Source organism: Streptomyces sp. NPDC046939, from assembly GCF_040644575.1.
Classification (GTDB): domain Bacteria; phylum Actinomycetota; class Actinomycetes; order Streptomycetales; family Streptomycetaceae; genus Streptomyces.
Map to the genome: position 1 here is coordinate 1 of NZ_JBEYWV010000028.1, position 16,014 is coordinate 16,014.

Annotated in this window: 14 protein-coding genes and 1 tRNA gene; 8 read left to right on the plus strand and 7 right to left on the minus strand. The window is 72.4% G+C overall.

Features of this window, described 5'->3' with window-relative positions:
* Positions 1-133: 133 nt before the first annotated feature.
* Entirely contained in the window at positions 134-1,555 is a 1,422-nt protein-coding gene (locus tag ABZ877_RS27615) for a tetratricopeptide repeat protein (protein WP_361075987.1), read from the minus strand.
* A gap of 298 nt (positions 1,556-1,853) precedes the next feature.
* On the opposite strand from ABZ877_RS27615, the gene ABZ877_RS27620 reads away from it, so the two are divergent.
* Together ABZ877_RS27620 and ABZ877_RS27625 are read left to right on the plus strand one after the other, a co-directional pair.
* Positions 1,854-2,279 (plus strand): hypothetical protein, encoded by a 426-nt coding sequence (locus tag ABZ877_RS27620; RefSeq protein WP_361075990.1) that lies wholly within the window; start codon positions 1,854-1,856, stop codon positions 2,277-2,279.
* Between the two features lie 33 nt (positions 2,280-2,312).
* Positions 2,313-3,260 (plus strand): fused MFS/spermidine synthase, encoded by a 948-nt coding sequence (locus ABZ877_RS27625; RefSeq protein WP_361075993.1) that lies wholly within the window; start codon positions 2,313-2,315, stop codon positions 3,258-3,260.
* 36 nt (positions 3,261-3,296) lie between these two features.
* Here the strand turns inward: ABZ877_RS27625 and ABZ877_RS27630 are convergent, their stop codons facing one another.
* On the minus strand, positions 3,297-3,911 hold the full coding sequence (locus ABZ877_RS27630; RefSeq protein WP_361075996.1) for a hypothetical protein: 615 nt from the start codon (positions 3,909-3,911) through the stop codon (positions 3,297-3,299).
* Positions 3,912-4,028: 117 nt separating this feature from the next.
* Between ABZ877_RS27630 and ABZ877_RS27635 the strand changes: the two genes are divergently transcribed.
* The 5 genes from ABZ877_RS27635 (at position 4,029) to ABZ877_RS27655 (ending at position 9,259) form a co-directional block, all read left to right on the plus strand.
* Positions 4,029-4,733, plus strand: coding sequence for a response regulator transcription factor (locus ABZ877_RS27635; protein ID WP_361075999.1), 705 nt, complete (start codon positions 4,029-4,031; stop codon positions 4,731-4,733).
* Positions 4,730-6,130, plus strand: coding sequence for a HAMP domain-containing sensor histidine kinase (locus ABZ877_RS27640; protein WP_361076002.1), 1,401 nt, complete (start codon positions 4,730-4,732; stop codon positions 6,128-6,130). Before ABZ877_RS27635 ends, ABZ877_RS27640 begins: the two co-directional genes overlap by 4 nt.
* 136 nt (positions 6,131-6,266) lie before the next feature.
* Positions 6,267-7,715, plus strand: a complete 1,449-nt coding sequence (locus ABZ877_RS27645) for a cellulose binding domain-containing protein (protein WP_361076005.1) — start codon at positions 6,267-6,269, stop codon at positions 7,713-7,715.
* A 121-nt stretch (positions 7,716-7,836) separates the two neighbouring features.
* Positions 7,837-8,415 (plus strand): TetR family transcriptional regulator, encoded by a 579-nt coding sequence (locus tag ABZ877_RS27650; RefSeq protein ID WP_361076008.1) that lies wholly within the window; start codon positions 7,837-7,839, stop codon positions 8,413-8,415.
* A gap of 73 nt (positions 8,416-8,488) precedes the next feature.
* Positions 8,489-9,259, plus strand: a complete 771-nt coding sequence (locus tag ABZ877_RS27655; RefSeq protein WP_361076011.1) for an SDR family oxidoreductase — start codon at positions 8,489-8,491, stop codon at positions 9,257-9,259.
* 137 nt (positions 9,260-9,396) lie between these two features.
* Here ABZ877_RS27655 and ABZ877_RS27660 read toward each other — a convergent pair whose 3' ends face one another.
* From ABZ877_RS27660 to ABZ877_RS27675, 4 genes are all read right to left on the minus strand, one after another.
* Positions 9,397-10,905, minus strand: coding sequence for a GH1 family beta-glucosidase (locus ABZ877_RS27660; RefSeq protein WP_361076015.1), 1,509 nt, complete (start codon positions 10,903-10,905; stop codon positions 9,397-9,399).
* A gap of 76 nt (positions 10,906-10,981) precedes the next feature.
* Positions 10,982-11,899 (minus strand): carbohydrate ABC transporter permease, encoded by a 918-nt coding sequence (locus ABZ877_RS27665; RefSeq protein WP_361076018.1) that lies wholly within the window; start codon positions 11,897-11,899, stop codon positions 10,982-10,984.
* A 3-nt stretch (positions 11,900-11,902) separates the two neighbouring features.
* The gene (locus tag ABZ877_RS27670) at positions 11,903-12,904 is read right to left on the minus strand and encodes a sugar ABC transporter permease (protein ID WP_361076021.1); all 1,002 of its coding nucleotides are present in this window, start codon (positions 12,902-12,904) and stop codon (positions 11,903-11,905) included.
* 287 nt (positions 12,905-13,191) lie between these two features.
* Positions 13,192-14,532, minus strand: coding sequence for an extracellular solute-binding protein (locus tag ABZ877_RS27675; RefSeq protein WP_361076024.1), 1,341 nt, complete (start codon positions 14,530-14,532; stop codon positions 13,192-13,194).
* Between the two features lie 256 nt (positions 14,533-14,788).
* On the opposite strand from ABZ877_RS27675, the gene ABZ877_RS27680 reads away from it, so the two are divergent.
* Positions 14,789-15,847, plus strand: a complete 1,059-nt coding sequence (locus ABZ877_RS27680; protein WP_361076026.1) for a LacI family DNA-binding transcriptional regulator — start codon at positions 14,789-14,791, stop codon at positions 15,845-15,847.
* Positions 15,848-15,916: 69 nt separating this feature from the next.
* On the opposite strand, the gene ABZ877_RS27685 is transcribed toward ABZ877_RS27680, so the two are convergent.
* A tRNA-His gene (locus ABZ877_RS27685) sits at positions 15,917-15,989 on the minus strand.
* Positions 15,990-16,014 lie beyond the last annotated feature (25 nt).

Here is a 16,014-nt window from a genome sequence, read left to right on the forward strand (position 1 = left end):
CCCCTGAAATGCGCACTGCGTGCGCCATTTCAGGGGCGCGCAAGGGGGGAGGCGCGGCGAAGCCGCAGCCTCCAGGGGCGCGGGGAACTGCGCGACCAGCCACCACGTGACCCGCGGCCGCTCCACCGTCCACTCACCGCCGGGACATCGCGTGCTCCTCCAGGAACCCGGAGACCCCGCCCGACCGCCGATGAGGCAGAAGCACGCGCGCCGTCGCCCCGAGCATCCCCTCGATCCGCGACGACCGGACGTCCCGGAGCAGGCTCAGAGCCCGCGACCCCGCGGACGCCGCTTCGTCGGGGCGGCCCGCGCGGGCGAGGTCGTCGGCGAGTTCGGCGGTGTAGAGGGCGATGTTGCGGGTGAAGTGCGGGTCCTGGAGGGCGACGGCGCGGCGCGCGTGCTGGGCCGCGCGGTGCCAGGAGCCGAGGGCGGACCAGCACTGGGCTTCGAGGCCCTCCAGTTCGGCCTCGCCGTAGAAGGTCATCCACTCGGGGTCGGCGTCGGAGGGGCCGCGGGCGAAGAGGGCCTGGGCCTGGGCCAGGGACCGTTCGCAGGTGGAGCGGTCGCCGAGCCCGGCCCAGCCGCCCGCCTCGCGCAGCGCGAGCAGCGACAGCAGCCGCGGTGAGCCGAGCGGCGCCGCCACCCGCATCGCCGCCTGCGCGGCCCGTACGGCTTCGCGGGGGCGCCCGGCGTCGCGGGCGAGGAACGCGGTGTTGCAGAAGGCGTGCGCCTCCAGCGCCTCGTCCCCGGTCATCCGCGCCGTCGCCAGGGCTTCCGCGTAGTGGGAGCGCGCGTCGTCGAAGCGTCCTGAGTCGTGGGCGAGCCAGCCGACGGAGATGGCGAGTTCGCCCGCCCCGGCCTGGAGCCGGTCGGCGATGTCGCGCTGGGCGGTGCCCGCGTCGAGCAGTTCGAACGCTGTGCGCAGGGGTTCGGCGGCCCGCCGGTAGAGGCCGTCGGCGCCGAAGCGGTCGTCGTGGAGCCGGATCCGCAGGATCGCGTCCTCCACGGCGCGGGCGCCGGAGCGCGCGGAGTGCCGGTCGAGGGGCCGGTCGAAGGGGCTGTCCTCGGGTACGGCGGCGTGGGGGGCGCCGAAGGCCTGGGCGCCGAAGGGGGACAGGGTGGTGACGGCGACCGTGGCCGTCGAGCCGGTCATGCCGGCCATGAATGCGCGACGCCGCACGTCGCTCTCCTCGTGGTGCGTGTGCTCTGGAACTTCGGGTCTGCCCGGCTCGCCGGGGCCCTCGGAGTCCGGCCGCGCGCTTCGGCCCCGTACCGAGGCGCGGGGCGCGAACCCGAGATCCGTGAGCGTGCGGCCGGGGAACATGTGCAGGAACACCCGCTCGTACGCGTAGTTGGGGCAGCGGATGGCGCCGGACTCGACGCGGCCGATGTACCGGGCGTCGCAACTGACGCACTCGCCGATGTCACGGGCCGCGCGCCGCACGGCGGCCGCGAACTCGCCCGGTGAACGCCGGCCGCGCAGCCGCCGGAAGGCGAGGTTCGGCCGCGGGGATCGCGGCGCCGGGGCGTCCGGGGACAACGGAGACGACGTCATGGGCGGGTCCTCCCGTGCGAACCGTGCCGGGCACCGGAGGGGTCGGGATTCCTGGCGCCGATGACGCCCGCGGGTCCGTGACCCCTCATGTCCGGCGAGGCTCGAAGATACCGGCTGTGACGGTGTCGACACACAGCGTTTGGCTACAAACCGGATATCTCACCCATGATCTGCCATGAACTGCCATCCTTTGCGGCGGCGTGCCGCCGTTGCCGTTGACGCGGTCCGGCGTTGAACCATGTGGCGAAACCCCAACGGGCAGCAGTGCCACGTACGCGAGAAGCGAGGAGGGGCCGACGTGTTGGACGCCTCACAACCCACGACGCCACAGCCAGCGCCGAGGACCGAGGACCACGAGGGGCAGCCGCCCGGCGCCTGCGACCTGGTGACCGTGGGCTCCCGGCAGGGCCTGGAGGCCGTCGACATCCTGCGCCGCGCCAGCGCCGACCCGGTCGGCCCGGTCCTGCACGACGGCGGCGGCGACACCCTCGGCTTCCTCGTCCCGCCCGGCACCGCCGACGGCTGGGACCTGCCCGGCAGCGCCTGTACGCAGACCGTGGGGCGCGGAATGTCGCTGGCACCGCCGGTGGAGGGCACCGGCTGGCTGCTGCCGCCCGCCCCGGCGGGCGCGGGCGAGGGCGACCTGGTCACCGATCCGGCGGCGCTGCGTGCCGCGCTCGACGAGGCGGCGCGGCTCATCGAGGCCGCGGACAACTGCCGCTGAGCCGTTCCGCCGCCCGGCCCGGATAATGGCCGGATGGCGAGGTCACGCGGGGGTCAGGGGCGCAAGGGCGCGAAGGGGAGTGCGAACGGGGGTCCGAAGGCGGGCTCCAGGGCGAACCCGAAGGAGAGCGCCAAGGGCGGCCGGGGCGCCCGCGAGTCCGTCGTGCGCGACGTCGACGGCGGGCTCGCCCAGCTGGTGCCCGACCGGGACCGGCCGTCCGGCTGGACGCTGCTCCTGGACGGCGCCCCGCAGTCGCACGTCGACCTCGCCGACCCCGCGCACCTCTCCTTCGAGTACCAGCGCCGCATCGGCCACGTCCTCGACCTCGCCGCTGAGCCCGGCCGTCCCGTGCAGGCCGTGCACCTCGGCGGCGGCGCCTTCACCCTGGCCCGCTACGTCGCCGCGACCCGGCCGCGCTCCACCCAGCAGATCGTGGAGCGGGACGGGCCACTCGTCCACTTCGTGCGCGAGCACCTTCCGTTGGACCCCGGCGCGCGGATCCGGGTCCGTACGGCGGACGCGCGCGAGGCGCTCGCCAAGCTGCCGGACGCCTGGGCCGACGTGCTGGTCGCGGACGTGTTCAGCGGGGCCCGCACCCCGGCCCACCTCACCTCCACCGAGTTCCTGAACGAGGTGCGGCGCGTGCTGCGGCCCATGGGCACGTACGTCGCCAATGCCGCCGACGGGCCGCCGCTCGCGTACCTGCGCGCCCAGATCGCCACCGCCGCCGCCGTCTTCCCCGAACTTGCCCTGATCGCCGACCCGGCCGTGCTGCGCGGCAGGCGCTTCGGCAACGCGATCCTCGTGGCGTCCGGGGCGCCGCTGCCGGTGGCGGACCTCAACCGGCGCGCGGCGGGCGACCCGCACGCCGGACGGGTCGAACACGGGCGCGCCCTGCGGGACTTCGCGGGCGGCGCCGCGCCGGTCACGGACGCCTCCGCGAAGGCGTCACCGGCGCCACCGCCGTCCGTCTTCGACTAGGCGCCGGTCCCGTTCAGTACGTCGGCGCCGGGCCGTTCAGTAGGTCCCGATCTCCACGGACGGGGGATGGTCGTGCCACGTGCAGAACACCGACACCCGCTGGTTCCCCGACGTGAACTCGACGCGGATCCACGTCGTCTGCGTCCACACCTGCACCGACCAGCCGCTGTTCGGCGTCGCGGAGACCAGCGTCGCCGACGTCCTGCCGAGGTCGAACACGGCACGGCCGCCCGCGGTCTCGTAGCTCTTCACGTTCCCGGCCGAGGCGGTGTCCGGCGGCGCCGAGGAATCGGTCCTGGGCGGGGGCGGCGCACCGCCCCCGGACGCCGACGCCGACGGTGTCCGGGACGGGTGCGCCGAGGGCTTCTCGGACGGGCTCGCCGACGTCGCCGACGGGGACGGCACCGCGCGGCGCGTGGAGGAGGAGACCGGCAGCGCCGAGTCCGACGCGTCGGCGGCGACCACCGGCAGCGCCCGCGGCGGGTCGTACGCCGTGCCCGACATCACCGTGTGCACACCCCACCACGACAGCGTCACCGCCGCCCCGGTCGCGAACAGCCACGCCACCGAGTGCACCAGACCGCGGCGCACGGCGCGCGGGGTCCCCGGGGCCTCCGGCGGGCCGGGCGGCGCGGGAGGCGTGGATCGCATCGGTTGCATCGGTCGCATCGCGGGCCATACTGCACCACGGCCCGCGCACCTGTCCCACGCGGCCCGCCGTCACCCGGCCGGGGACCGGGATCAGCCGTATGGCGTACGGTGCGGGCCATGGCAAGTGTGCTCGTGGTCGAGGACGACCAGTTCGTGCGCTCCGCCCTCATCCGGCACCTGACCGACGCCGCGCACACCGTGCGCAGTGTCGGCACGGCCCTGGAGGCGCTGCGCGAGGTCGCCCATCTCCGGTTCGACGTGGTGATCCTCGATCTCGGCCTGCCCGATCTGGACGGGGCCGAGGCGCTGAAGATGCTGCGGGGCATCACCGACGTGCCCGTGATCATCGCGACGGCGCGGGACGACGAGGCCGAGATCGTCCGGCTCCTCAACGACGGCGCCGACGACTACCTCACCAAGCCGTTCTCGCCCGAGCACCTGTCCGCGCGGATGGCCGCCGTGCTGCGCCGCGCCCGCTCCAGCGCGCACGCCGAGCCGCCGTCGCGAGTCCTGCGGGTCGGCGGCCTGTCCATCGACCCGCTGCGCCGCCAGGCCGAACTCGACGGCGCCCGGCTCGACCTGACGCGCCGCGAGTTCGACCTGCTCGCCTTCCTCGCCGGGCGGCCCGGCGTCGTCGTCCCCCGCAAGGAGCTGCTCGCCGAGGTGTGGCAGCAGAGCTACGGGGACGACCAGACCATCGACGTACACCTGTCGTGGCTGCGGCGGAAGCTGGGGGAGACGGCCGCGCGCCCGCGCTATCTGCACACGCTGCGGGGCGTCGGCGTGAAGCTGGAGCCGCCCCTCGGGGAGCCCGCGCCGTGAGGTGGGCGCTGGTCAAGGTGTGCCTGGCGGTGACGACCATGGTGGTGGTGGCGTTCGCCGTGCCGCTGGGGCTCGTCGTCAAGGAGATGGCGCGGGACCGGGCGTTCTCCAACGCCGAGCGGACCGCCGCCGCCCTCGGGCCGACCCTCTCGATCACCACCGACCGCGACGAGCTGGCCCGCGCCCTCGCCACCGCGCAGACCGGCGGCGAGGACCGGATCTCGGTGTACGTGCCGGCGGCGGGCGGCAAACCCGCCATCCGCCTCGGCGAGCAGCGCGTCGCGGCGGACAAGCTGCACATCAGCCGCGCCCGGATCGCCGACGTGCCCGGCGGCTCGGTCTGGCTCCAGCCGATCGCCGTGAGCACCGGGAAGATCGCGGTCGTCGAGGTGTACGTGCCCGAGGCCGAGGTCACCAACGGGGTGACGACCGCGTGGATCGTGCTCGCGGGCGTCGGCATCGCGCTGATCATCGGCTCGGTCGCGGTCGCGGACCGGCTCGGGGTGCGGATGGTGGAGCCCGCGCAGCGCCTCGTGGGCGCCGCGCACGAACTGGGGGAGGGGCGCCTCGGCGCGCGGGTGCCCGAGGACGGCCCGACGGAGCTGCGGCTCGCGGCGGTCGCCTTCAACTCCATGGCCGACCAGGTCGTACAACTCCTCGCCAACGAAAGGGAATTGGCGGCCGACCTGTCCCACCGGCTGCGGACACCCCTCACCGTGCTCCGGCTCAACGCCGCCTCGCTCGGGGAAGGCACCGCCGCCGAGCAGACCCGCGTCGCCGTCGCGCAACTGGAGCGCGAGGTCGACACCATCATCCGTACGGCGCGGGACGCCAAACCGCGCACCGCCGCGGCCGGGCCCGGCGCGGGCTGCGACGCCGCCGAGGTGATCCGGGAGCGGATGGACTTCTGGTCGGCGCTCGCCGAGGACGAGGGCCGCAAGGTGCGGGTCGCGGGGGTCGACCGGCCCGTACGGATCCCGGTCGCGCGGGGCGATCTGGTCGCCGCCCTCGACGCGCTGCTCGGCAACGTCTTCCGGCACACGCCCGAGGGCACGGCGTTCGCGGTCGACGTGCACAGCGCCGAGGACGCCGTGATCGTGCTCGTCTCCGACGCGGGGCCCGGCATCCTCGACCCGGAGGCGGCGATGGCGCGCGGCAAGGGCTCGGGCACCGACGGCTCCACCGGGCTCGGCCTCGACATCGTGCGCCGCCTCGCCGAGTCGACCGGCGGCGACGTCCGCATCGGCTCCTCCGTGCTCGGCGGCACCGAGGTGCGGATCTGGGTGCAGCTCGACGGGCGCGGGCCGCGCGAGGGGCGGCGCGGCCGGGGGCATCGGGGCCGCCGGGAGCGCAGGGGCAGGGCCGCCACCATTAACCGCTCCCGATCCCTTCCTTAAGCCAACCCTAAGATCCACAACTGCCGTCCCGCTTGCCCGGATTGACGGTTTCATGGTCGCTAACGTGCTGCCGCAGTACCCCACCCCCCTCGGACGTACTTCTCCGTACAGCCGTACAGCTAAGGCAGGCACGCGAATGAGCAACACGCACCGGCGCAGGATCAGCGGCAGGAACAAGGCGATAGGCGGCATCGTCGCGGCGGCTGTCGTGGGCGGCGGCGCGTTCGTCTTCGCGTCGAGCGCGTCGGCCGCCTCGGTCGGCGCCGCGTACACGAAGACCAGCAGCTGGCAGGGCGGCTACACCGGCCAGTACGTCATCACCAACGACACGGACAGGACGCAGTCCACCTGGACGCTCGAGTTCGACCTGCCGTCGGGCGCCAAGCTCAGCTCGCTGTGGAACGCCGAGTCGAAGGTGAGCGGCTCGCACGTCACCGTGACGCCCGCCTCCTGGGACAAGGAGGGCATCGCCGCCGGCAAGTCCGTGACCGTCGGCTTCGTCGTCTCCGGCGACGCGGACCCCACCGGCTGTCTCATCAACGATGCCAAGTGCTCGGCCGAGGGCGGCGGGCCGACGCCGGAGCCGAGCGGCCGCCCGACGGACGCGCCGACTCCTGCCCCGACTCCGACGCCCACGTCACCGGCCCCGTCCGAGCCGACGGGCTCCCCCTCCACGGGCACCGGCACGACGGCGGGCGCCGCCTTCGCCCCGTACGTCGACACCTCCCTCTACCCCAAGTTCGACCTGGTCGCCTCCTCCAAGGCCACCGGCGTCGAGGAGTACAACCTCGCCTTCATCACCTCGGGCGGCTCCTGCGCCCCCAAGTGGGGCGGCGTGACGGACCTCGGCGGGGACGAGGTGGCCGCGCAGATCGGTGCACTGCGTTCCGCGGGCGGTGACGTGCGCGTGTCCTTCGGCGGTGCGTCCGGCACGGAGCTGGCGCTGGCCTGCTCCTCCGCCGGTGACCTCGCGGCGGCGTACCAGAAGGTCATCGACCAGTTCAAGCTCACCAAGGTCGACTTCGACATCGAGGGCGCGGCGCTGCCGAACACGGCGGCGAACACCAAGCGGGCCACGGCGATCGCGACGCTCCAGAAGAACAACCCGAAGCTGAACGTCTCCTTCACCCTGCCCGTCATGCCCGAGGGCCTGACCTCGGACGGCGTCGACTTCCTGAAGAACGCCAAGGCCAACGGCGTGCGGACCGACCTCGTCAACATCATGGCGATGGACTACGGCGCCTCCTACAGCGGCGACATGGGCACCTACGCCGAACAGGCCGCGACCGCGACGCAGGCCCAGATCAAGACCGCCCTCGGCCTCTCGGACGCCGCCGCCTGGAAGGCCGTGGCGGTGACGCCGATGATCGGCGTCAACGACGTGGCCTCGGAGATCTTCAAGGTGGACGACGCCACCCAGCTCGTCTCCTTCGCGAAGGCCAAGGGCCTCGGCGGCCTCTCGATGTGGTCGGCCACCCGCGACAAGGCGTGCCCGGGCGGCGCCACGAACTCGGCGCAGCCGACGTGCAGCTCGATCGAGCAGAGCGCGAACGCGTTCCAGAAGGCGTTCGCGGCGTTCAACTAAGCCACCACGAAAAACGGGGGAGCAAGCCCCGGCCGGAGACCCTCAGGTCCCCCCACCCGGCCGGGGCTTTCGCCGCTCTCCGTTATTGACCTACAGGTCCAATACCCGCTACGGTCGGCGCATGGCGAGACCAAGGAAGTTCGACGAGGGCCAGGTGCTGGAGAGCGCCATGGACGTCTTCTGGCGCAAGGGCTACGCGGCCACCACGCCGCAGGACCTCGTCGACGAACTCGGCCTCGGCAAAGGCAGCCTCTACAACGCCTTCGGTGGCAAGCGCGCCCTGTTCGACCGGGCCCTGGCCCGCTACCGGGACACGCAGGCGGTTCGCCTGACGGAGCTCCTGGACGGACCGGCCCCGGTGCGGACCCGGATCCGCGAAGCCCTGCGCCTCCTGGTCGAGCTGGACTTCACCGACCCGGACCGGCGCGGCTGCATGGCGGTCAACACCGCGACGGAGCTGGCGAGTGCGGACCCGGAAGCGGCGGAGGCGGTGCGCAAGATGTTCGCCCGGACCGAGCAGGCGTTCCTCGCCGCGCTCCAGGAGGCGCAGCGGGCGGGCGAGATCGACGCGGCACGTGACGTACGGGCCCTCGCGGCACTTCTGCTGAGCACGGTCATCGGCATGCGGGTCCTCGCCAAGACGGCGGACGGACGGGCCCAGGTCGAGCGAGTGGTGGACGGGTTGCTCGACACCTTGTGAGGTGTGCGCGGGTCACACCCGCGCCGCCGCACGCCTTCATTTTGTACCTACGGTTAAAAAACGGAGTGCACCCATGGATCTCGACCTCGCAGGCAAATCCGCCCTGGTCACAGGCGCCAGCCGGGGCATCGGCCTCGCCGTCGTCCGCGCTCTGGCTGCGGAAGGGGTACGCGTGATCGGCGCGGCCCGCACGATCACCGTCGAGCTGAAGGAGACGGGCGCGCGGGCGGTGGCCGTGGACCTGTCGACGGCGGAGGGCGCGGACCGCCTGATCTCCGAGGCGGGCGCCGTCGACATCCTCGTCAACAATGTCGGCGGTGGTGACGACGTCCACGTCGGCAGCTTCCTCGACATCGACGACGACGGCTGGCGCCACACCTTCGACGTCAACTTCTACGCGACCCAGCGCGTGACCCGCGCCGCCCTGCCCGGGCTCGTCGAACGCCGCGGCGCCATCGTCAACGTCTCCTCGATCGGAGCCTGGACGCCCGCCGCGGGCCCGGTCGACTACAACGTCGCCAAGGCCGCCCTCACCGCCCTCGGCAAGGCCCTCTCCGAGGAGTTCGGCCCGCGCGGCGTGCGCGTCAACACGGTCTCGCCCGGCCCGGTGCGCACGGCGATCTGGGAAGCGCCGGACGGCTTCGGCGCGCGACTCGCCGACGCGAACGGTCTCACCCACGCCGACCTCATCGACGCGGCGCCCGCGCTGATGGGCATGGTCACGGGCCGTCTGACCGAGCCGGAGGAGGTGGCGGCGCTGATCACCTACCTGGCGTCACCGGTGGCCGGCAGCGTGACGGGCGTGGACTACCGGATCGACGGCGGGTCGGTGAAGGTGGCCTGACGGGCGGGCGGTGGCCGGCTCCGCGCCCGCGCCCCCGGTGCCCCGGACGGGGCGTGGCCGGGACGCGAGAATGAGTACGCCGCTTTGTCGTGCGGCGTACTCACCCTGAGGGCACGGCCGATGCCGGGTGCGTCGCCTTACGGCAGCGGCGGCAGCTGCCCGCTTCGGGCCGCCTGGGCGTACCAGTGGGCGCTCGACTTCGGGGTGCGCTGCTGGGTCTCGTAGTCGATGTAGATCAGGCCGAAGCGCTTGCTGTAGCCGTACGCCCACTCGAAGTTGTCCATCAGGGACCACTGGAAGTAGCCGCGCACGTCGGCGCCGTCGTTGATGGCGCGGCGGATCGCGCGCAGGTGGCCGTCGAGGTAGCGGATGCGGTCCGGGTCGTGGACGGAGCCGTCGGGGCCGGGCTCGTCGTCGTAGGCGACGCCGTTCTCCGTGACGTAGAGCGCGACGCCCGGGGCCTCCGCCGTGTAGTGCATGAGCAGCTCGTGCAGGCCCGACGGGTCGACGGACCAGCCCATCGCGGTGCGCTCGCCCGGCGCCGGGTGGAAGACGACGTCCTCCGAGCCGGGCCAGGGGGAGAAGTCGGAGGCGCCGTGGCCGTCCGAGCGCGGGCCGGTCGGGGCGTCCGGGCCGGGGGCCGAGACGACGGTCGGCTGGTAGTAGTTGATGCCGAGGAAGTCCAGCGGCTGGTGGATCGCGGTCAGGTCGCTGTCGGCGATGAACGACCAGTCGGTCACGCGCACGGTGTCGGCGAGCAGGTCGGCGGGGTAGCGGCCGTGCAGGATCGGATCGGCGAAGACCCGGTTGGCGAGGGCGTCGATCCGGCGCCGGGCGTCGAGGTCCGCCGGGTCCTCGGTCTTGGCGCGTACGGCCGACGGGTTGAGGCTGATGCCGAGGCGGGCCCGCGCGGGCAGCACTGAGCGCAGCGCCTGGGCGGCGAGCCCGTGCCCGAGGTTGAGGTGGTGGGCGGCGCGCAGGGCGGCGACCGGGTCGGTGCGGCCGGGGGCGTGCACGCCGGAGCCGTAGCCGAGGAAGGCGCTGCACCAGGGCTCGTTCAGGGTGGTCCACATTTCGACGCGGTCGCCGAGCGCCTCGCCGACCAGGGCCGCGTACTCGGCGAACCGTTCGGCCGTCTCGCGCACCGGCCAGCCGCCCGCGTCCTCCAGCTCCTGGGGGAGGTCCCAGTGGTAGAGGGTGAGGGCGGGGGTGATGCCGCGGGCGAGCAGGTCGTCGACGAGGCCGCGGTAGAAGTCGAGGCCGCGCTGGACGGCGGGGCCTCGCCCGGTGGGCTGCACCCGCGACCAGGAGACCGAGAAGCGGTAGGCGGTCAGGCCGAGCTCGGCCATGAGCGCGACGTCGTCGGCGCGGCGCCGGTAGTGGTCCACGGCCACGTCACCGGTGTCGCCGCCGAGCGTCTTGCCCGGGGTGTGGCTGAAGGTGTCCCAGATGGACGGGGTACGGCCGTCGGCGCTGGCCGAGCCCTCGATCTGGTACGCGGCGGTGGCCGCGCCCCAGGCGAAACCGGCCGGGAAGGAGACGGGGCCGGAGGGGGTGGGGGAGGTGTGGACGGAAAGACCGGCGGCGCCGGTGCCGGTACCGGTGGTGGTGCCGACCGTGGGGCCGGCGGAGGTGCCAGAGGTCATGGAAGCGCTCCCATGGGGGTTTCGGGGTGAGAGGAAGAGGGGGCCGGGCCGCGCGCTCCATGTTGGGCGCGCGGCGTCAGTTCTTGACCGCGCCCGCGGTGATGCCGCCCACGATGTGCTTGCCGAGCAGGGCGAACACGGCGAGCAGCGGGACCGTGGAGATCAGTGCGCCGGTCAGCACGACGGCGGTGTCCACCGTGTGGTTGCCGGCTCCGAGACCCGCGAGGGAGACCTGCAAGGTGGGCGTACCGGTGTCGGTAAGGACGATGAACGGCCAGAAGAAGTCGTTCCACGCCTGCACGAACGTGAGCATGCCGAGCACGGCCATCGCGGGCCGCGCCACCGGGAACACCACGTGCCAGATGATCCGCAGGCTGTTCGCGCCGTCCACCCGCGCCGCCTCGACCAGCTCCACCGGGAGCGCCTCGACGAGGAACTGCCGCATGAAGAACACACCGAACGCCGCGACGAGCGACGGCATGATCACGGCCTGGAGGGTGTCCGTCCACTTCAGGTCCGTGATGATCTGGTACAGCGGGATCACGGTGAGCTGCGGCGGCACGGTCATCGTCGCCACGACCAGCGCGAGCAGCATGTTGCGGCCCTTGAACCGCAGCTTGGCGAAGGCGAAACCGGCCAGCGTCGCGAAGAGGACGGTGCTGATGCTGATGACGCTCGCCACGACGGTGGTGTTGATCAGGGCCACGCCCATGTGGACCTGGTTCCACGCCGTGGACAGGTTGTCCATCAGATGCGGACCGGGCAGCAGCGGCGCGGGCGCCTGCTGCACCCGGGTGGCGTCGTGCGAGGCCGCGACGACGTTCCAGTACAGCGGGAACAGCGAGACGAACGCGGCCACGGCGAGCAGGACGTACGTCAGCCAGCCCGCCCTGCGCTGGTCGCCCGCGCCGGGGCCGAAGCGGCGGCGGCGCGAGGACGACGGCGTGAGCGGGGCGGTCGTCGCGGGGGCGGGCGCCGGGAGTTGGACGGTCATGGATCAGCCTCCCAGCTTCTTGTTGTTGATGCGGGCGGCGAGCCCCTGGACGGCGCCGATCAGAAGCAGGATCAGCAGCATCACCCAGGCGATGGCGGAGGCCCGGCCGAGCGAGTTGTTGGTCCAGCCCGTCTGGTACATCAGCAGCGACAAGGTCTGGTACTGGCCGCCGCTGCCGCCGCCGATGCCGACCGAACCGCCGTACAGCATCGGCTCACCGAACAACTGGGTCGCGCCGATGGTCGAGACGATGATCGTGAACAGGATCGTCGGGCGGATCGAGGGGATCGTCACGCTGACGAACTGGCGCCAGCGCGAGGCGCCGTCGAGCGCGGCCGCCTCGTAGAGGTCGTTCGGCACGGCCTGCATCGCGGCGAGGTAGATCAGCGCGTTGTAGCCGGTCCAGCGCCAGGTCACGATGGTGGAGATGGCGATCTGCGCCCACCACTTGTCGGAGTCCCAGCGGACCGGGCCGATGCCGAACACGTCGAGCAGCGAGTTGATCATGCCGTAGTCGGTGTTGAACAACTGGGCGAAGACCAGCGTCGCCGCGGCGATCGAGGTGGCGTACGGGGCGAGCACCGCGATCCGGAAGAAGGCGCGGCCGCGCAGATGTGAGTTGAGCAGGTGCGCGAGGCCCAGGGCCATCAGCAACTGCGGGACGGTCGAGATGACGCCGATCGTGAACGTGTTCGCCAGCGCGCGCCAGAAGAACTCGCTGTCGATCAGCCAGCTGTAGTTGCCGAAACCGACCCACTTGGCGTCGCTCTCGGCGCCGAGCTGCACCTGGTGCAGGGAGAGCCAGCCGGTGTAGATCAGCGGGAACAGGCCGAAGGCGGCGAAGCAGAGGAAGAACGGCGTGATGAACGCGTAGGGCGAGCCCTTCATGTCCCAGCGGAACAGCCTGCTGCGCCAGGGAGAGGGCTCGGGTCGCCGGGGCGTCCCGGCGGAGGGCGGTGCGGACGACGGACTGCCGCCGGCATCCGCCTTGACGGAGGTGGCCACGGGGGCGTTCCTTCCGGTTCGGATGTGGTGCGCTTGCGCGGAGCGTGGTGCGGGACATTGATACGGGGCCGAGCAAAAACCCGGCCGGGGCGAAGGGGCACGGGGCGCGGTGCGGATCCCAGGGCGCGGGCCCGCCCCCCCGGGCCCCCGGGCCCCCGGGCCGCCCCAAGCCCGCCTCACCCCCCGCGCGAGGCGGGCCCGCGGGGCCGAACCCCTGGGCAATGGAGGCCGGGGCCGCCCGGGGGCGATGTGACCCCGGGCTCACCCCGCCCGGTCCGCCGGGACGGCTACTGCTCGATCTTGTCGTCCACCAGCTTCTGCACGTTGTCCCACGCCTTCTTCGGGTCCGTGCCGCGCTGTTCGATGTCGAGGATGCCGTTGTCGGTCACGAACGTCTTGACCTGGCCGTCGTTGGCACCGATCGGGGCCGGCTTGATGCCCTGGGCGATGGTCGAGTAGATCTTGCCCGCCGGGGTGTCACCGAAGTACTCGATCTTGGCCGACTCGGTGGCGGTGAGCGCCTGCTTGTTCGACGGGGTGTTGCCGTTGACGGCGAACACCTTCTCCTGCTGCGCGGCGGCGGTCAGGTAGGCGGCCAGCTCGGTGGCCTCCTCGACGTGCTTGCCGGACTTCGGGACCCCGAGGAACGACCCGCCCCAGTTGCCGTTCTGCGGGGGCAGCGCGATGCCCCACTTGCCCTTGTCGGCGGGCGCGTTGTCCTTGATGATGCCGGTCATCCACGCCGGGCAGGCGACCGTGGCGAACTTGCCGTTCTTGATCGCCGCGTTCCAGGTGCCCTTCTCGTCGAACTGCCGCAGCTTGGCGGTGTAACCGCCCTCGGCGGCCTTGACCGAGAGGTCCCACGCCGTCTTCACACCGGGGCTGGTGTCGTAGACGAGCTTGCCCTTGTCGTCGGAGTACTGCTGCGGCTGGCTGGAGAGGACGGCGTTGAAGAGGCCGCTCGCGGAGTCGGTGAAGGAGGTGCCCTTGGGCGCCTTCTTCTTGTAGTCGGCGCCGACATCGAGGAACTTCGACCAGTCGCCCTGCCACAGCTTGGCGACGGCGTCGGCGTCGTCCGGCAGCCCGGCCTGCTTGAAGTAGTCCTTGCGGTAGCAGATGGCCATCGGGCCGATGTCGGTGCCGAGCCCGATCACCTGGCCGGTGCCGGGGACGGTGGCCTGCTTGGACTTGTAGTCGACGAACGCGTTCACGTCCGCGCCCTTGGCCTTGGACATGTCGACCCACTTGTTGGCCATGGTGGGGCCGGTCGCCTCGGCTATGTAGCCGACCTCGATGGCCTGGATGTCGGCGAGGCCGCTGTTGCGGGACATGCGCAGCTTGAGGGTGTCCCAGTACTTCTGGCCGTCCTGGACGTTGTCCTCGACGATCTTGATGTTGGGGTGCGACTTCTCGTACGCGGCGTAGAGGTTCGCGCCCTTTTCGTCGAAGCCGAACGTGCCGAACGTGCCGACGTGCAGGGTGATCTTGCCGCCGCTGTCCCCGGCCGAGTCGCTGTCGTCGTCGCTCGCGCTGCAGGCGGTGCTCAGCACTGCCACCGCGGCGAGCCCTGCGGCGTACGCCATGGTCGTGCGGCGGGCACGGCCGCCGGAGTTGCCCGAAGTGCGCATTGCGTCCTCCAATGTGCTTTCACTGATCTGACGCGCTGACCCCGGCCAACAGCACAGTTGGGCCCGTTGGTTACTACCTGCGGCTCGGGCGGGGAGAGTGCGGGTTATGTAGGCATCCGATACGGTGGGAGCGCTCCCACACGTGATGTGTTGAAGAGACTCGCCGCTGGGCCGATTCGTGTCAAGACGCTGGGCGGATCCAACTCGGTCTGGTTATCCGGCTGTTAGATTCCGCCTGAGACTTCTGGAGGTAGCAGTGAAGGCGCATCACGGCACGCACAACAGGCGGCCCACCCTTGAGGAGGTCGCGGCCCGGGCGGGCGTGGGCCGTGGCACGGTCTCGCGGGTGATCAACGGATCGCCGCGGGTCAGCGAGCGGACCCGGGCCGCGGTCGAGGAGGCGGTCGCCGAGCTCGGCTACGTCCCGAACACGGCGGCCCGCGCCCTCGCGGCCAACCGCACGGACTCCATCGCCGTGGTCGTCCCCGAGGCGGAGTCCCGGTTCTTCTCGGAGCCGTACTTCTCCGGCATGGTCGGCGGTGTCGGCGTCGCCCTCGCCGAGACGAATCTGCAGTTGCTGCTGACCTTCGCCCGCGGCGAGCGCGAGCAGGACCGCCTCGCCGCCTACCTCGCGGCCCACCGCGTCGACGGCGTCCTGCTCGTCTCCGCCCACGCCGACGACCCCCTCGCCGACCGGCTGCTCCAGATGGACATCCCGACGGTGATCAGCGGCCCGCGCTCCGCCGACGAGCCGCTGCCCTCGGTCGACACGGACAACGTCGCGGGCGCCCGCTCCGCCGTCGCCCATCTGACCTCGCGCGGCCGCCGCTCGGTCGCGATCATCACCGGCCCGCTCGACGTCTACGGCGCCGAGCGCCGCCTCGCCGGGTACGAGACCCAGCTCGCCGCGGACGGAATCCCGTACGACGAGCACCTGGTCGCGTACGGGGACTTCACCGAGGAGGGCGGGCGCCGCTGCATGGCCGAGCTGCTCGAACGCCGCCCCGACCTCGACGCGGTCTTCGCCTGCTCCGACCTGATGGCCTCGGGCGCCCGCCAGGAGCTGCGCCGGGCCGGCCGCCGCATCCCGGACGACGTGGCCCTCGTCGGCTTCGACGACTCGGTGATCGCCCGCCACATGGAGCCGGGCCTGACCAGCGTGCGCCAGCCCACCCGCGACATGGGCCGGGCCGCCACCGAGCTGCTGCTCGACGAGATCGCCCTGGCCGCCGAGGGCAAGCGCTCCTCGGTGCGGCGCGGCGCCGAGCGCCATGTGGTGCTGCCGACGGAGCTGGTGATCCGCGCCTCCTCGTGAGGGGAGGCCTTTCGCGGGGCAAACATCGAGGGCCCCGGTTCTTGTGAACCGGGGCCCTCGGTCGATCAGGGTGAGTGACGGGACTTGAACCCGCGGCCACCTGGACCACAACCAGGTGCTCTACCAACTGAGCTACACCCACCATGTCCGGTCTTCTGTCGCTCTTC

What these genes read in the sequence shown, in the direction of transcription:
- ABZ877_RS27615 (WP_361075987.1), bottom strand. Translation starts at nt 1,555, where the DNA reads ATGACGTCGTCTCCGTTGTCCCCGGACGCCCCGGCGCCGCGATCCCCG.
- ABZ877_RS27625 (WP_361075993.1), top strand. Translation starts at nt 2,313, where the DNA reads ATGGCGAGGTCACGCGGGGGTCAGGGGCGCAAGGGCGCGAAGGGGAGT.
- ABZ877_RS27630 (WP_361075996.1), bottom strand. Translation starts at nt 3,911, where the DNA reads ATGCGATCCACGCCTCCCGCGCCGCCCGGCCCGCCGGAGGCCCCGGGG.
- ABZ877_RS27635 (WP_361075999.1), top strand. Translation starts at nt 4,029, where the DNA reads ATGGCAAGTGTGCTCGTGGTCGAGGACGACCAGTTCGTGCGCTCCGCC.
- ABZ877_RS27645 (WP_361076005.1), top strand. Translation starts at nt 6,267, where the DNA reads ATGAGCAACACGCACCGGCGCAGGATCAGCGGCAGGAACAAGGCGATA.
- ABZ877_RS27650 (WP_361076008.1), top strand. Translation starts at nt 7,837, where the DNA reads ATGGCGAGACCAAGGAAGTTCGACGAGGGCCAGGTGCTGGAGAGCGCC.
- ABZ877_RS27655 (WP_361076011.1), top strand. Translation starts at nt 8,489, where the DNA reads ATGGATCTCGACCTCGCAGGCAAATCCGCCCTGGTCACAGGCGCCAGC.
- ABZ877_RS27660 (WP_361076015.1), bottom strand. Translation starts at nt 10,905, where the DNA reads ATGACCTCTGGCACCTCCGCCGGCCCCACGGTCGGCACCACCACCGGT.
- ABZ877_RS27665 (WP_361076018.1), bottom strand. Translation starts at nt 11,899, where the DNA reads ATGACCGTCCAACTCCCGGCGCCCGCCCCCGCGACGACCGCCCCGCTC.
- ABZ877_RS27675 (WP_361076024.1), bottom strand. Translation starts at nt 14,532, where the DNA reads ATGCGCACTTCGGGCAACTCCGGCGGCCGTGCCCGCCGCACGACCATG.